Annotated in this window: 13 protein-coding genes; 7 read left to right on the top strand and 6 right to left on the bottom strand. The window is 39.8% G+C overall.

Annotated elements, in window-relative coordinates:
• Window positions 1-6 precede the first annotated feature (6 nt).
• A complete protein-coding gene (gene proA / locus ABFX33_RS03650; protein ID WP_487047291.1) occupies window positions 7-5,730 on the bottom strand; it encodes an anti-phage protein ProA in 5,724 nt (1,907 codons plus the stop codon).
• Window positions 5,731-5,886: 156 nt separating this feature from the next.
• On the opposite strand from proA, the gene ABFX33_RS03645 reads away from it, so the two are divergent.
• A complete protein-coding gene (locus ABFX33_RS03645; protein WP_346084342.1) occupies window positions 5,887-7,044 on the top strand; it encodes an Atu1372/SO_1960 family protein in 1,158 nt (385 codons plus the stop codon).
• A 170-nt stretch (window positions 7,045-7,214) separates the two neighbouring features.
• Here the strand turns inward: ABFX33_RS03645 and ABFX33_RS03640 are convergent, their stop codons facing one another.
• Window positions 7,215-7,772, bottom strand: coding sequence for a hypothetical protein (locus ABFX33_RS03640; RefSeq protein WP_346084341.1), 558 nt, complete (start codon window positions 7,770-7,772; stop codon window positions 7,215-7,217).
• A 161-nt stretch (window positions 7,773-7,933) separates the two neighbouring features.
• Between ABFX33_RS03640 and ABFX33_RS03635 the strand changes: the two genes are divergently transcribed.
• Window positions 7,934-8,362, top strand: coding sequence for an SRPBCC domain-containing protein (locus tag ABFX33_RS03635; RefSeq protein ID WP_346084339.1), 429 nt, complete (start codon window positions 7,934-7,936; stop codon window positions 8,360-8,362).
• A gap of 45 nt (window positions 8,363-8,407) precedes the next feature.
• Window positions 8,408-9,187 carry an alpha/beta fold hydrolase gene (locus ABFX33_RS03630; protein ID WP_346084337.1) on the top strand — a complete coding sequence of 260 codons (780 nt, stop codon included), beginning with the start codon at window positions 8,408-8,410 and terminating at the stop codon, window positions 9,185-9,187.
• Between the two features lie 62 nt (window positions 9,188-9,249).
• Here the strand turns inward: ABFX33_RS03630 and ABFX33_RS03625 are convergent, their stop codons facing one another.
• Window positions 9,250-9,444, bottom strand: a complete 195-nt coding sequence (locus tag ABFX33_RS03625; protein ID WP_120258221.1) for a YqaE/Pmp3 family membrane protein — start codon at window positions 9,442-9,444, stop codon at window positions 9,250-9,252.
• Between the two features lie 257 nt (window positions 9,445-9,701).
• On the opposite strand from ABFX33_RS03625, the gene ABFX33_RS03620 reads away from it, so the two are divergent.
• Window positions 9,702-9,911 carry a hypothetical protein gene (locus ABFX33_RS03620; RefSeq protein WP_120258220.1) on the top strand — a complete coding sequence of 70 codons (210 nt, stop codon included), beginning with the start codon at window positions 9,702-9,704 and terminating at the stop codon, window positions 9,909-9,911.
• Window positions 9,912-9,918: 7 nt separating this feature from the next.
• Here the strand turns inward: ABFX33_RS03620 and ABFX33_RS03615 are convergent, their stop codons facing one another.
• Together ABFX33_RS03615 and ABFX33_RS03610 are read right to left on the bottom strand one after the other, a co-directional pair.
• On the bottom strand, window positions 9,919-10,443 hold the full coding sequence (locus ABFX33_RS03615) for a hypothetical protein (protein WP_346084335.1): 525 nt from the start codon (window positions 10,441-10,443) through the stop codon (window positions 9,919-9,921).
• 159 nt (window positions 10,444-10,602) lie between these two features.
• Complete coding sequence (locus tag ABFX33_RS03610; RefSeq protein WP_120258218.1) at window positions 10,603-11,055, bottom strand: DUF1569 domain-containing protein; 453 nt, start codon at window positions 11,053-11,055, stop codon at window positions 10,603-10,605.
• A 134-nt stretch (window positions 11,056-11,189) separates the two neighbouring features.
• Here ABFX33_RS03610 and ABFX33_RS03605 point away from each other — a divergent pair, with 134 nt between their 5' ends.
• Together ABFX33_RS03605 and ABFX33_RS03600 are read left to right on the top strand one after the other, a co-directional pair.
• Window positions 11,190-12,179: a GlxA family transcriptional regulator gene (locus tag ABFX33_RS03605; protein WP_346084334.1), complete on the top strand. Its 990-nt coding sequence runs from the start codon at window positions 11,190-11,192 to the stop codon at window positions 12,177-12,179.
• 91 nt (window positions 12,180-12,270) lie between these two features.
• A complete protein-coding gene (locus ABFX33_RS03600) occupies window positions 12,271-12,723 on the top strand; it encodes a GNAT family N-acetyltransferase (RefSeq protein WP_346084333.1) in 453 nt (150 codons plus the stop codon).
• Between the two features lie 67 nt (window positions 12,724-12,790).
• Here ABFX33_RS03600 and ABFX33_RS03595 read toward each other — a convergent pair whose 3' ends face one another.
• On the bottom strand, window positions 12,791-13,216 hold the full coding sequence (locus ABFX33_RS03595; RefSeq protein ID WP_346084331.1) for a DinB family protein: 426 nt from the start codon (window positions 13,214-13,216) through the stop codon (window positions 12,791-12,793).
• 160 nt (window positions 13,217-13,376) lie between these two features.
• Between ABFX33_RS03595 and ABFX33_RS03590 the strand changes: the two genes are divergently transcribed.
• Window positions 13,377-14,897 carry a glycoside hydrolase gene (locus tag ABFX33_RS03590; RefSeq protein ID WP_244211689.1) on the top strand — a complete coding sequence of 507 codons (1,521 nt, stop codon included), beginning with the start codon at window positions 13,377-13,379 and terminating at the stop codon, window positions 14,895-14,897.
• Window positions 14,898-14,911 lie beyond the last annotated feature (14 nt).

Below are 14,911 nucleotides of genomic sequence, written 5' to 3'. Positions count from 1 at the left end.
CCTGATCTATATCAAAACAATTCTCCCATTTATTGATTTCCAATAGCCCTGTTGGAGTAGTTTATCAATTGAAGTATTGATAATGTTATCAATTTGAGCACCGGTTTTTGAAAAGGAAAAAGATCTGGCTGTGGCGCGTACAAGATCCTCTCTTAATAAACTGAGACTGTTGTCCATGACCTCGATAAGTGCGATCTCTATTTCCTTAGGCGCAATATCTTCGATCGCTCGTTTTTCGAGGTTATTGTCGCGGTAGTATGTCAGCGCTGTGGCCGATTGTTCGTGATCCCAATAAAAAATTTGATGGGAAAGCTCCTCCTTTACTCCGGGCAATTTTCTCGTCAGTTCAGTTAGATACTGGACAAGTTTTGATGTGGCTCTTGTGGTGTTCCATAAACGTAGTACCTTGCGAAAGAGATGGTTTTGACTGATTGGAGATTCCGTGCGGATGATCTTCAGGATCTGATCGCTCAATACCGTTCGATAGGCCGCATCATAAATTAATTCTGGACTTGCTGTTGTCATTGGATTGACTTTGGCGCTCACATAAGGTTTCATTTTAGATGAAACAATGGCGTCATCGGATCGCACTGAAAGGGTGGTTTTCGATTGTGCTTGAGAAGCATCGATGATGATAGGCTCTTTTGCCGTTGTATCGTTTACGATGCGTTGAATTTCCGCTTTAATGGCATTCAGTATTTTATCTCTGTTTTTTATCCAGTCTAAGGTCCAGATGCGGTAAATATTCCAGCCCAGTGATTGCAGCACATTCGGAATCAGCAGTTCCCTGTCATTGGTTGTCTGTGTATTGAAATAGTTTTTCCCATCAACCAATATCCCCAAAATATACTGATGAGCATGCATCGGGTCTACAATACCAATATCAACGCGATAGCCTGAAGTACCTATATTTGTTTTCACTTTTATACCCTGTTGGTCTAAATATTTCGCGATCGATTGGATGAGCGTATATTTTTCCTGATCATGGGCTACAGCTTCAGCTGTCTGCAGTATGCCTCTTTCAGCGAAGTTTAAAAAGGCTTTTAGTCCCTCCACACCAGTCGAATTGGTACGGTTTAAATCAATCTGATCTCCCTTTAGCGAAGAGAAAACACGCATTTCGTATCGGGCCCGGGTCACAGCAACATTGAGTCTGCGCCAGCCGCCATCACGATTCAAAGGGCCGAAATTCATCGATACCTTGCCATCTTCGTCTGGGCCGTAGCCGATGGAAAATAGAATAAAATCACGTTCGTCGCCCTGGACATTTTCTAAATTTTTAATAAAAATAGGCTCATCACCCTGTAGTGCCGTTTCTTCTAAGTCGGGATGCGCTGAGAATAATGACTGCAACAAATCTTCAATTAAATTCTGCTGCGTTTGACTAAAAGTGACCACACCCAATGAACGATGGGGGCGATGTTCCAAATGCTGTTTTATATATTGGATCACTGCCTCAGCTTCTTTTAGGTTTGTTCGGGTTTTCCCCTTGTCATAATGACCATCGATAAATTGAAAACTTACTTTCTTGTCCTGATCGTCATGGGAAGGAAATGTCAACAATTTGTTCTCATAAAAATTGGAGTTACTGAAAGAAATAAGACTTTCATGTTTACTGCGATAATGACGCAATAAGTATTTCGATGGAATGGACAAGGCGAGGGAATCATCCAGGATGCTTTCCAGGTCTTCTAATTCCAGATGATCTTCATCAATTTTGTTGCTGGCAAAGAAGCTCGTTGGTGGCATTTGCTTTGGATCCCCCACAATAATGGCCTGTTTAGCCCGGGCGAGGGCGCTGATTGCTTCTGATGTCGGTAGCTGCGATGCTTCATCGAAAATAACCAGATCGAAATGATCGGTATTTACATCAAAATATTGGGCAACCGAAATCGGACTCATCAGCATGCAGGGTTTGAGTCGCGGAAGTAACGTCGAAATCTGATCAAATAAACGGCGGATACTGACTCCACGTCCTCGATTTCGGATCGCACGTTGTAAGATTCCAATTTCCGAACTATGAACAGCTTCCTGGGAGAGGTTGGGGATTTTGTTGCTGAGCTCCAAAACCAATTGCTCCCGTACCAATCGGGTAAACTCTTGATGAAGTGTCTTGTATTGTAAAATCTGTGCTTCATATACAGCTGCATCAAAACCATTTAAAATGCTGGACTGATCCAAAGAATTTACAAAGTAATTGAGATGCAATACACTTTCCATATCCATGCTCAGTGCATCTTTATTGATTTTGTTCGCTTCAAGTAGATCAATCAACCAGGATAGTCCCAGTTTTATGCCCTGATCCTTATAATAATTGTACCGGATCCAGTCTTCAAGTTGATCTAAATCTTGTTTTATTTGGTTTAAAATCTCGACTTCTGGAATATGAACTAAAAATGCCGAAATGGCCTGATGCTTATCTGCGTAATGTTGGAGCGTTAAAATAAGGGTAGGTATTCTCAACTTTAGATCTATATGCGTGAGGATATAGTTTAACCAAGATTGAAAGTTTTCAAATTTGAGCTGTTGCGCTAGTTCATTGAATGCCCGCAGTTCTTGCTGATGCTGTTGCAGTGTAACTAAATTATAGGTATTGCCTATGAGATAATAACTCGTCGCCTCGTTTATCGGATAGAATTGCGGTTCCGCTAAATTCTTTGCCACCAGATCGAAGGAATTTTTCTGATAAAAGAACTGATCAACCTGCTGTTCGGAAGTAATTTTGTTTGTGGCAAAACCATTTAAGAATTTTTTTACTTTACGTTGTTTTAACCATTTGGGCAGAAACCAGGAATGTTTTGACTGATTCCAGGTGGATTCAATCAGATTCCAGTCTGTCGTAAATATTCGGTTGCCAAAATCTGTAACAAGTACATTTTCTAATGTCTGTTTTTGGCTTTGCAGTTCAACCCAATGATCAAGTAAATTCTTTTGACGAACATCAAAGTAGACATTGACGATGGTCTGATGCGCCGAAAAGTGGCTGATCTTTTCGAGAAGTGAATATAGCGAGGTCTTGTTTTCGATCCAATTCTTCGTAAGATTCAATTGCAGATCCGAGAGGGCTTTTGTTGCCTCAGCGTCTGCCTGTATATAATCTTCGATAGATTTCTCGATATTATTTTTGTGAGCAAAGTTCTGATCTTTCAAGTGGATCAAGTGCAATGGGTGCTTGTCAATCGCTGGTAATTTATGCGTTAACTCTCCGAAGGGGATTGCCCAGTCCTGCCAATTATTCCAGGTCTTTTTGTCAATATGTTCCAGTTGCAGGGATAGCAACCAGTCCGTGTTGATTTCGATATGATGACTGTCCAAATAGGAAACGGAATCATACAGGCTCCAGCCCACTGCAAAGGGTTGATGTAAGGAGTCAACATATTGACTTAATGCTGCTTTGCGCTGATCAATACGTTGTGCTTCTTCCTGAAAATCGATATGGCTTTGATACTTGGGTGTTTCCAGGCTCTGTTCCAATTGCCGTAGGACATCTGATTTTTTAGATTTATTTGAATGTAACTCTAAACAGAAGGAGCCTAAACCAATTTTTTCCAAACGGCGATGTACCACATCCAAAGCAGCCTTTTTAGCAGCGACAAAAAGTACTTTTTTATCATTCGCTAGTGCATTTGCGATAATATTGGTGATGGTCTGGGATTTACCGGTACCGGGAGGGCCATGTAATACAAAGCTCTTATTCGCGTTGGAGTGACGTACAGCTTCAAGCTGGGAATTGTCTGTTGGAATGGGTAATGTTAACAAGGAAGAGGGGAGCTGCTCCAGATTTTCCGAATCACCAGTGATATCCAATAGATCCGAAAGTCGCCCGTCAATCAAGCTCTTTACAATGGTGCTTTTTTTAATTTCTTCTGCATATTTGGTTAGGTCTTGCCATAGAATAAGTTTGTTAAAAGAGAAGTTTCCAAGGACAACCTGTTCCTGAATATCCCATCCTTCCAGGTTTAAAATAGACTTTCTTAGAATGGCAAATACTTTTTGTACGTCAACTCCCGATTCATCCATTGGTAGCACTTCCAGTGCATTGAGGTTAAGCTTAAATTCCTGTTTGAGATACTCCAATAGTGTAATATTGATCATGGCCTCCTCTTCACGGCTTCGGAGCGTAAACTTGGTGTTGACAGATCTGCGTGATAATTCAACAGGAATCAATAGGATGGGGGCAAGTCTAGGCTGTTGATTGGTTTTGGGTTCAAACCACTTCAATAAACCGACTCCCAGATACAAGGTGCTCTTTCCATTTTCCTCTTCGGCCAATTTCGCATTGCGGTACAGGTGTGTTAAGATATTATCCAGATCATCCTGATGATAAAGTGTCAGCAGGCGATTATATCTGAATTCATCGTCAGCAAGCTTAAATAATGGCTCAGAAGAATGCAAGGGTTCTAAATAAAGATTGTAACGACGTAAAACCTCTTGACTGTTGTTGGGATGTATAGTAAGTGATTTTCCGTTTGATAGATGATCTTCCAAGAGATCTGTTTTCAGATCCACTATTTGCAACATACTTTTAGTGAACCGGAGGTTCAATAGGTTATTTCTGAGTGAAAGATCGAGCAGCTTTCGTTCCCAGATTTTTTGTTTTGTTAGATCTTTGACTTCACTGAGAACGAGATCGAGTTTGTTGTCATCGATATTAAAATAATCGATAGCCTGTTTTTTGGTTGATCCAGTGGTATTCTTTAATGCTACGTTGTTCAGCTCGTCCTTTCCAGTAAAAGGTAAGGGAAGGATCCCATGCGAACGGGCATGTTTGATATCAAGGGATAAAATAAAGTTGTTGGCATGTAATAGCTGCGTTTCGGCGATGTTCATTGCTTCCCGCATGGTATAGGCATTTCCTCGGCATAAATGTGTAGACTCGATCAAAGCGATATCATCAATTCCATGCGCGATCCGTTTTGAAATAGCGGCTTGATCATAATTGACAACAGCTTCTAGTCGCTGGTCGTTGAGCCAAACGCCTATAAATGCATGCCCTCGAGTGACAATAAGAATTGGATTCAGATCGATTGCTTCCAGACAGGCTGCAAATAGTAGCGAGATATCGATACAGTTTCCAAACTTCGTTTCCCAGATCTGATCGACCAGACGAATACGCTGACCTTCAGTTTCAAAACTTGCAGGCATGGCGCTGTATGTAATATTGATATTTAGAATAGCCTGATATAGGGCCATTACTTCCTGCAGGACACGATCCTTGCTATCGGATTGATAGCCCAAAAACGCTGGCGTTAACCTGTTTTTCTCAAGAATTTTGACCGCCTCTGCTTTAATCGTATAGATGATATCGTGATTGGGCAAAACGTAAGAAGCCAATAACTCGGGGTACTTACTTAATCCGCCAAAATAATCCATCGGTAACACGTTTACGGTGAATTTTTGCTGATATAAGATTTCATTTTTAGAATAAATCGTACAGGTAAGCGTATCCAAATCTTTCTCTACCAGATTACGGATAAATGGAATGTTGTAATCGAAAGCTAAATTTTCCACTGTCACTGGTGTTCCTTCCAAAAACCTGTCTATATAAAATGTGTAGGGGCTGAACAATCCGATTTCAGAAGTAATCTCAATTTTTATCTGTTCAAGATCCTTTGTAACCGCGGTGATTTTAATTTTTTCCACCAGCGACAGATTATGGAAACAGAAGCTATAATTAAAGTGAGAAGCTTTCTCTATTGCAACCTGAAAACAAGCATTAGTTTCGATCATTTTAAAAAAAAATATATTAGTTTAAAGATATAGAAAATTTATATACTCCCAATTGCTTTATACGCTATTTCTAGTTGTCGTTTTGAGTGTAATTTTTGGCAAAATATATAAAGGAGGCATCTTTAATTTTGTGTCAGATTTAACAAGTGATTTAAGATGAAAAAATTATATGCCTCCCTTATTGGAGTAATGTTAGCTGTGTTGACCAATGTTGTCATGGCACAGGCTCATAAAACACAGGTCTTGGTTCTTATTCATTCCGATAAAGGCGGAACGTATGAATTAGCCAAGGAAGTTGCAAAAGGTATTGAACACAATGGTAAGGTACAGGCTGTGGTTAAACTGGTGAAACCATCATCTGATCCAAAGCTGAGTAGTCTTGCTGTAGCAACAGTAGAAGAACTGTCTAATTATGACGGGATTGCATTTGGATCACCTGTTTATTTTGGTAATATAAGTACAGCAATGAGCGAGTTCCTGTCCAAAACAGTAGAGCTATGGTCCCAGCACGCTTTGGAGGGCATCCCCGCTACAGTATTTATGTCTGCAGGGAGTGGTGCAGGAAAGGAATTGGCATTGCAGTCATTCTGGAATAGCCTGGCGGTACATGGGATGATTCTGGTTCCTACCGGTATTATGGGGAATGACAAAATAGATAAATCCATTCCACAGGGAAATACAGTCTTGGGGACAACAAGTCTCGCTTCATTGACAGTTACCGAAAGACCAAGCAAAAGTGAGCGCTATCTGGCCGAGTTGCAGGGAATGAACTTTGCGAAGGTTGCCCTAGCGCTAGCGGGTACAAGGGAAAATAAGGCTCTTGATAAAAAAAGTAGCCCAGCTCATCCGGATGCGGTAGCAATCCATAATCGGTTACGGGAAAACAATATTGTACTTCCAAAAGTACCCCAACCGGCGGGGAATTATCAACCTTATGTCCGTTCCGGAAATTTAGTCTTTATCAATCAGGTGGCACTCAAGGATGGTAAAATATTTAAACCCGGAAAATTAGGGGCCGGTGTAAGTGAGCAGGAGGTGAAGGAAGCGACTGAAATAACAATGCTTAATGTACTTTCTGTTCTTAATGAGGCGGTGGGTGGAGAGCTAAACCGGGTCAAACGTTGTGTACAGTTAACCGGAATTTTCAATACGAAAGACGATTATAGTAAACATGCCGACCTGATGAACGTGGCATCCAATCTTGCTGTTACGGTCTTTGGCGAAAAAGGGAAACACGCCCGGGCGACTTTTGGAGCTTCATCTTTACCTGTAAATTCATCTGTAGAGATACAGGCAGTCTTCGAAATTGAATAGCTAGCTAGCTGTGAAAATCGACTGCGGGACCTTTATGACCAATAAGCCGAGTGCAGCGAGCGAATTGATACCTGAATTAAAAAACGGCTCTATAAAAAATAGACAATAAAAAAATGCCAATGTGATAAACATTGGCATTACCTTATACGTCCTATAAAGTTTCAGGGATGTTATTTTTTAACTTCACCTTTATATTTTACTGCACCATTTACATATAAATCTGATTTATCCGCATCATATTTATAGGTATCCTTTTGGTATGTATTGTTTTCAGTTTTATCCAAAATAATCGTTGTTTTATTGTCGTCTGGTAAAAATAACTCCATTTTAGATTTATCATCATTAGCGACAACAAATGCACTGATGATAGCATCGCCTTCTTTAACATCAACAGGATTCAGACGTGTTCCTACATTAAAGACCTGAATACATCCCTGTTTAACTTCACTCCAGGTTTGGCCTGCGCCAACAAGACATCCATGTTCATCCTTATCTCCGCCGATAGATGGTGTTTCTTCTTTGGCCAGACTGTCTGTTTTCTCAGCAGATTTTGGTTGCTGTGCATTATTACATCCTGCAAATAGGATAACACATAGTGCTAAAAATGCTATTTTTTTCATTTTAATCGGTTTTTTATATGTTTTGTTCTGCGCTGCAATAAATATACCATACTTGTCATATTGATCCCTTTGTTTAAAAAAAATTAAGTGAACCGTAAATATTGTCATAGGACAAGTTAATTTAATACGCTGTTTATTAATATTGTATTGCAGCTAATATTGCGGGTCAACCATCGCTTTATGCCGGCCGAAGGCAGTTGTTTGAAATATATATTCAATAGGCGGTAGAAATGAATAAACAGATCGTATTTAATCTAAAAATATAACATATGGAAGACGCAAACTCAGGGAAAAAAAGCCTTGTTTCAGTTGTTTTGGTGGAGAAACCGCTCGAAGATGTCTGGGAACACTGGATCCGATCAGCGTCCATAAAACAATGGAATATTCCATTCGATGATTGGCATTGTCCAGAAGTAGAGAACGATTTTAGGGAAGGTGGGCAATTTAATTTTCGAATGGAACGACGGGCTGATCATGAAGGCTTTGATTATCGTGGGGTATATGATCGTATTATCCCATTAGAATATATTGAAAGTACCAGTGGCGGAAGAAACTGTATTGTTGAATTTCAGGCTATCGATAATAATACGATTATAAGGGAGACGTTTGAACCAGACGCGGTGACGCCGCTGGATCTTCAGCAAAATTTCACCGACGCTGTTCTGATCAACTTTAAAAAATTTGTAGAAAGCAGATAAATCTAGATCTTTAATAGACGAAACTAATTAAATTGAATCATGAGCATGTTGAATAATCACTCAGGCTTTGCCGCCGCTAACGGGATAAAGTTATACTATGAAATATATGGGGCCGGAAAGCCACTAGTGCTTATCCACGGCGGTGGCTCCTCAGGTTTTTTTGATTTTGAGGAGACGGTGATCCGATTGAAAGATCGCTATCAATTGATTCTGCTGGATATGCAAAATCATGGTCGATCGGAGCATAGGGCCGTTCCGGAAACATTTGAACAGGATGCAAGGGATATTATAGCGGTGTTGGATTACCTTGCGATCGATAAAGCCTCATTTTTAGGTTTCAGTAATGGCGCAACGACCATTTTGAAACTCGCTTCTCTTTTCCCGGATAGGGTAAACAAATTGATTGCTGCTTCGGGTAACACCAAAAGAGAGGGCTTGTTAGATGGCTTTTTTGATAGCATGTCAGCTTCTACGATTGAGGTTATGCCGCCTTATTTGAAAGAAAATTTTTTGAAATTGAATCCGGATCCTGAAAAGTTTAAAAATATGTATGAAAAGGATAGCCAGCGCATGATAAATTTTCAGGATTTTGAACCGGGTACCTTAGAAAACTTAGCTTGCCCAGTATTTCTGATCGGAGGAGATCAGGACGTGGTCAAAGGGCAGCATTTGGCACAAATGCAACAGCAGATTCCCAATGCACGGCTCATGGTTCTACCCGCTAATCATGGTAATTATATGATGAAAGATTTTAATGGACAAATAGATAAAGAGTTAATTGATTTTACTGTCCTTCAGATTCAAAAATTCCTTGAGGCCGAATAGCATTTTCCTATTCAAGTCCTATTCGTTGGGTTGAGGCGATTTTAGTACAGCAGACGAGACAATTAGCGGCGCATACTACGTTCCAAACTTCGTATGCGTTGTTGATTTTTGCCATCAACACGTGAAGCAACGGCCCATATTGCTGCGGGCAACCAGCCCAAAATAGTAATTTGGAGGATTAAACAAATAATTCCACTGAATATTTTGCCTCTTAAAAAGAAGGATAACCAAGGAAGTAGTACTGCAATCAATATCATATCAAACGATTTATAAAAGAACTGTATAATAACCAAAAACAAGATCCTTTCATTTGGTTATACAGATAGCTTAAATGTACACAACAAAAATCGACAATAATATGGAAGAAAGCAAATCGCGGAAGATGTTAAGAAATCTTAAAATTTTCTGTTTCCAATCCTCTTTTGAAAATTCGGGGCAGGAGTGGCACCAATGTTGATGTTCCCCTGTCGAATATTTTTAGATGCAGTTTACAATAAGATAAATGACGGAACACATGAAAGAGAGCAAAAACATTATTGAGATTTTGGACAATAAATATAAAGCTTATTTGGAAGAAGACGGAAAATGGCTCAATGAAGGATTTAGGAACATTTTTATAGAAGGAGAGGCCAGTAGAAAGAATTTAAAAACATCGGTTTACCTGATGTTGCCCGAAGAAATTAGGGAAGATGTAGATCAGCTATTATCGGACAACTTCAGTTAAAAGGGAACTAATCTACAGCAGGTTTTTTAATGTAATCAATTTTCCCCTTTTCCTCCTGGGCTTTGACCACATTCGCTATACCAAATCTTTTGATAGTTTGATAGATCTGCTGTTTCTCTTTTCTACTCAACACGTTTAACATCGTGAGTATCTCTTTTCCCTGTGTAGTTTCTAGTTCAAGTCTTGTCCCTTCCCAGATACTTGCAGTAATCCGGATGTTGACAATTTGTACGAATGGAACAAACACCAATAAATCGAGGTCAGCCATGGCTTTTTTGAACGCATGTCTTGCGGGCATTCTTTTGAAATAAAATCCCCTTGTATCTGTTTTCGCCCGAACGGCTTTTTTGCTGTTCTTTAACATCCAAAACCCGATCAGGATACATATCAACTTTAAAGGTATTGATCCCCAAAAAGGAGCCATGTCTACCCATAATGTTCCTGTTCCAATGAGAACTAAAATAACAGCGATCGTGATTCTTTTCCAGTTTGGATGATAATAAATCTTTTCAGACGGCACCTCATTAACCATAAGCTCCTTATAAATGAAGATCTATTTTTTACTTCACGTAATCAACCTATTCATTGATCAGTAGTAATGTAAAACGACAGATTATTTCGTAAATATAATCGTGTGCAACAGTCGATACGTCTTACATTTACAATTCGTCTGAAAAGATTTTATATTCGATCATACACCGAATTGTCGCAAGTGATGATCCATGTGTTTATACACAAAAATGCCAATTTGTTCCGTTTCCATTTTTCCGAAAAAATCGTGGACGAAATCTGGATTTGAATAGTGACCATAGGATTCAATTTGCTCCATCCAATTTTTTTTCTGGGCGGCATCAACCTGCCCCATATTGTCCTTAACAGCGAAAATTCCCGCAGGCACATTTTTTTTCAGTGGCTTATCGTCTTTTATCATACCTTTTAGGGCCATTTTCCCAAATATCTTCCCAAGAAATTCTTGTTTGTAATGATGTTTATTCCGACCTAGCACCCAATCATTCCAGATTGTACAGTGTTTGATCATTTGATACACATTCATTTTTCCCCATTGCGCTGTGTTATTGGGGGTAAGGAGCTCGATCCTTTCAATCAGTTCTGCTCTTTCTGAGTTATTGAATATTGTTTTCATCTTGTTTTTTTTGTAAAGTTAGGGCAGATATGGCCGACCATTACCACGTAAAAATGACATTTGAGGGTGGTTTTCGTGCCAAAATTATGTGTACATTTAAGAGAGAAAATAGCGGTGTACATAAATATTTACGGATGAAACATATATCAGTCATTATCTATAACAATGTATTATCTACGGCCGTATCAACTACGGTCGCTTTACTCATGAGCGCAAATGAATCTGCTTTAAAAAGGGGGATGCCGATACCATTTGAGATTGAATTAATTGGGGTTGGTACAAAAACGGTGCAGTCCATTCTCCCGATCCAATTTTATTGTACGAGAATACTCGCGGAGGTTGCCCGAACGGATGTGGTTATAATTCCCCCCATGAATATAGCCGCTGGGCAGATTGAATCATTTTTAGATGACAACTGGGAGCTGATCGGTTGGATCAGAGATAAATATGAGCGCAAGGCGGAAGTGATCAGTCTGTGCACCGGAGCCTATTTTTTGGCCGAAAGTGGATTGTTGGATGGGATGCCAGCAACTTCGCATTGGGACGCCATAACGGATCTGGCAAGGCGATATCCCAAGATCCTGTTTAAACCAGATCATGTGGTCACTCATTCCAAAGCAATTATTACAGGCGGAGGTGGTTTTTCGGCATTAAATGCAATGCTCTATTTTATAGAAAAAAATTGTAGCAAGGAAATCGCCATCGAACTCAGTAAGTTCTATGCATTGGATTATGGTCGTACCTCACAGAATATATTTTCAGTTTTCTCGGGGCAACGTCTTCACGATGATCAAGATATCCATCGGGCGCAAAGCTATATCGAAGAGAAAATTAAAGCAGATATTTCGGTTGAACAGATTGCTGACCATGTCAATATGAGCAAACGAAATTTTATTCGAAGATTTAAGAATGCAACCCGATTGAATCCGATAGAATATATACAGCGGACAAAGATAGAGGTCGCAAAAAAAGCATTGGAAATGGGGAATGCAAATATAGCTGATGTTACCTATAGTATCGGTTATAATGACTTAAAAACATTCCGCAGCTTATTCAAGAAAATAACCGGATTGACACCCATAGATTATAGAAACAGATACAAGGGCCAATTTGAGGAAGTTTAATGACTGGACTATCCGGCATCTCAAATCTGGATGATAATATGGATTCTTTTTACGAATATTTTTGCCTGTATAAATCAAAATATTTACTAAAATGAATTATCAAATTAAAAGAGCCAGTCTTGACGACTTGAACGAAACCGCGGATTTGTTTAACCTTTATCGAATTTTTTACCGTCAGGAATCTGATCTGGAAAAAGGGAAGACGTTTTTAAAAGAGCGATTTCTGAAGGACGAATCAATTGTTTTTCTAGCCCTGGCTGACGGTAAAGCCGTGGGGTTTGTACAATTGTATAAACTGTTTCATTACACTAAGTTAGAAATGCAATGGTTGCTGAGCGATCTGTTTGTCCACCAAGATTATCGTGGTAAGGGACTTTCAGTTGCACTGATCGATCAGAGCAAAGAATGGTGTGCTGAAACCGGTGCCTGCGGGTTAATGCTCGAAACAGAAAAAACAAATGACATTGGCAATACGCTATACCCGCGTTGCGGTTTTGAATACGATGGACTTCACAACTATTACCATTGGTGGAGTAAAAAGTAAACTGTATTTTGTCTAGTTCATATCATTAGATTATTTTATGGACTAGACATTTTCAGCTATTTTATGATTAAGAAAGTATCTGTTGACGATGATGATTGAGGTGGGCTACATAATCTTCCATCAAAAAGGCAAGTGTTAGATCATTACATTTTCGCATTGTCAGGCTTTTAGTAATCAAAGTCTTGAATAGAAATAAAAGTTGCTTGTTGAGCGCTAACCATAAATCAAGCAGCTGTTTAGTTTCTGACTGTTGATAATTTGCATTTTCACAAAAGTCATCCTGTGTGTAAAAGATCTGTGGGTTTTCTTCAGATTGTGCTCTGATAAACCGGAGGTAGTTTGTCATGGCGCTATCGATCAGGTGCCCTAAAATTTCCTTCTTGCTCCATTTTTCTGGAACTGGCTTTGCACTAAATGCTATGGTATCAATGGCCGATAGTTCGGTCGGGAAAGTAGCTATGAGCACTTCAAAGTCTTGTATAAAATCGTTCATTTTTATTGAATGTTAATATGATAATAGCTTATTGTTAAGCGATTGCAAGGATTGTTAATTTTTCAAAAAATAAATACTTTGTTTGAAATTTGACAAAACAATTTTACCGCAAGTCATATTTAGAGATAAACTGTTATTGCAAATTAATAAATAGAAATTTATGAACAGAAATCAATTTGTTTTTAAATCCATCTCTTGTTTTGGATTAATGGCATCCCTATGGTTGACGGGTTGTCAAAAGCAGGTATTATCGACGAATGAAGATGATGCGGTGAATCGTTTGAATCAGTTAAATGCGCAGGCTGCCGCAGTAACGACAAATGCTGTTGTGGAATGGAACCAGGAACGTCAAAAAATAGACGGTTTTGGTGCCTTCGGGGGGCGTATTGTTCCTTTCTTTGAATCTCCGAAGAGAGATAGTATTTTGGACTATCTGTGGGGTAATTCGGGTTTGAAGTTGAATATATTGCGCGGCAAGGTATTACATACCTATCCCTTTAATCAACAGAATAGGGTAGTGACCATTAAGCCTGCAGGGGTTGATATCGATGTCGCAGTGAATAGTCCGGCTTATCAGGCACTCTCGGCAGATGCGCGGGAGCATCTGGGACAGCTATGGATTCTAAAAAAAGCGAAGGAAAGATTTCAGGTCCCCGTTATTATCGCGAGTACCTGGACACCGCCGCTTTATATGAAGACGAATCCCAATAGTATCAGTGGTAAATGGTTTAATGGACTTAATCTGAATACCTCATCGACGCTATTTGCCCGCTATCTGGCTGGTTTCGCTAAAGCCTATCAAAATGAAGGGATCACAATTAATGCCATATCGCCAACGAACGAACCTGAAAATGTGTTTTCGGATTGGGATGCATCTTATTGGGCTTCGAATAAACTTGGTGAGTTTGTCACTAACAACCTCAGACCAGCTTTAAATGAAGAAGGTTTGCAAAGTACCAAAATCATCGCTTCTGAAAATGCGGCTTGGGGTACAGCCAATACCTTCCTATCTGGAATGGACAGGAGTAATGTCGATATTCTGGCAGGACATGGTTATGTTGAAATTACAGAGTTGATCGGCGGAAAAAGAGGTTTCAACCAAAGCCCATCAAAGTGGACATTTTCCACTGGCGGTAAACCCATGTGGGTAACTGAAGCATCGGACGATGGTGGAAACTACGATGCTGGAATTGAAGGTGGATTGAAGCTTGCCGTTAATATGCACAAATTGCTGGCAGATTGTGATGCCAGCGCTTATGTCTTCTGGCTAGGGATGCTCGCATTCCAAAATAACGAGGCCTTGATCTGTACACGAAGTGATGGTTCGTTGGAATTTACCAAGGCTTATGACGTGATGGGGCATTATTCCAGATTTATTAAAGCTAATTACAAGCGTATCAATGTGGCGGTACAAAATGCCAACGGATTACTGATATCCGCGTATAAAGATCCGCAAACAGGTAAATTTGCGATGGTCGTGACAAATACAGGTAGCAGTAGTGTCCCGTTGGATATCAATCTGTCAGGTTTTGTAGGGGGACAATTATCCAATTATCAGACTACAGCGACCAGTACAGGGCATTGGGGACTTGCCGGTATGGTTGCGCCAACAGCAAATGGGGTATATAGCTTAACTATTCCAGCAAAGAGTGTGTCGACTCTCGAAGGAACCAAACAATAAGAATATAAACGGAA

The organism is Sphingobacterium ginsenosidimutans (assembly GCF_039536865.1).
GTDB classification, from domain to species: Bacteria; Bacteroidota; Bacteroidia; order Sphingobacteriales; family Sphingobacteriaceae; genus Sphingobacterium; species Sphingobacterium detergens.
Note: the sequence above shows the minus strand (reverse complement) of the source record. Positions and strands in the feature narration are given on the sequence as shown.

Coding starts and splice junctions, on each gene's coding strand:
- proA (WP_487047291.1), bottom strand. CDS start 5,730: ATGATCGAAACTAATGCTTGTTTTCAGGTTGCAATAGAGAAAGCTTCT.
- ABFX33_RS03645 (WP_346084342.1), top strand. CDS start 5,887: ATGAAAAAATTATATGCCTCCCTTATTGGAGTAATGTTAGCTGTGTTG.
- ABFX33_RS03640 (WP_346084341.1), bottom strand. CDS start 7,772: ATGACAATATTTACGGTTCACTTAATTTTTTTTAAACAAAGGGATCAA.
- ABFX33_RS03635 (WP_346084339.1), top strand. CDS start 7,934: ATGGAAGACGCAAACTCAGGGAAAAAAAGCCTTGTTTCAGTTGTTTTG.
- ABFX33_RS03630 (WP_346084337.1), top strand. CDS start 8,408: ATGTTGAATAATCACTCAGGCTTTGCCGCCGCTAACGGGATAAAGTTA.
- ABFX33_RS03625 (WP_120258221.1), bottom strand. CDS start 9,444: ATGATATTGATTGCAGTACTACTTCCTTGGTTATCCTTCTTTTTAAGA.
- ABFX33_RS03620 (WP_120258220.1), top strand. CDS start 9,702: ATGAAAGAGAGCAAAAACATTATTGAGATTTTGGACAATAAATATAAA.
- ABFX33_RS03615 (WP_346084335.1), bottom strand. CDS start 10,443: ATGGTTAATGAGGTGCCGTCTGAAAAGATTTATTATCATCCAAACTGG.
- ABFX33_RS03610 (WP_120258218.1), bottom strand. CDS start 11,055: ATGAAAACAATATTCAATAACTCAGAAAGAGCAGAACTGATTGAAAGG.
- ABFX33_RS03605 (WP_346084334.1), top strand. CDS start 11,190: ATGAAACATATATCAGTCATTATCTATAACAATGTATTATCTACGGCC.
- ABFX33_RS03600 (WP_346084333.1), top strand. CDS start 12,271: ATGAATTATCAAATTAAAAGAGCCAGTCTTGACGACTTGAACGAAACC.
- ABFX33_RS03595 (WP_346084331.1), bottom strand. CDS start 13,216: ATGAACGATTTTATACAAGACTTTGAAGTGCTCATAGCTACTTTCCCG.
- ABFX33_RS03590 (WP_244211689.1), top strand. CDS start 13,377: ATGAACAGAAATCAATTTGTTTTTAAATCCATCTCTTGTTTTGGATTA.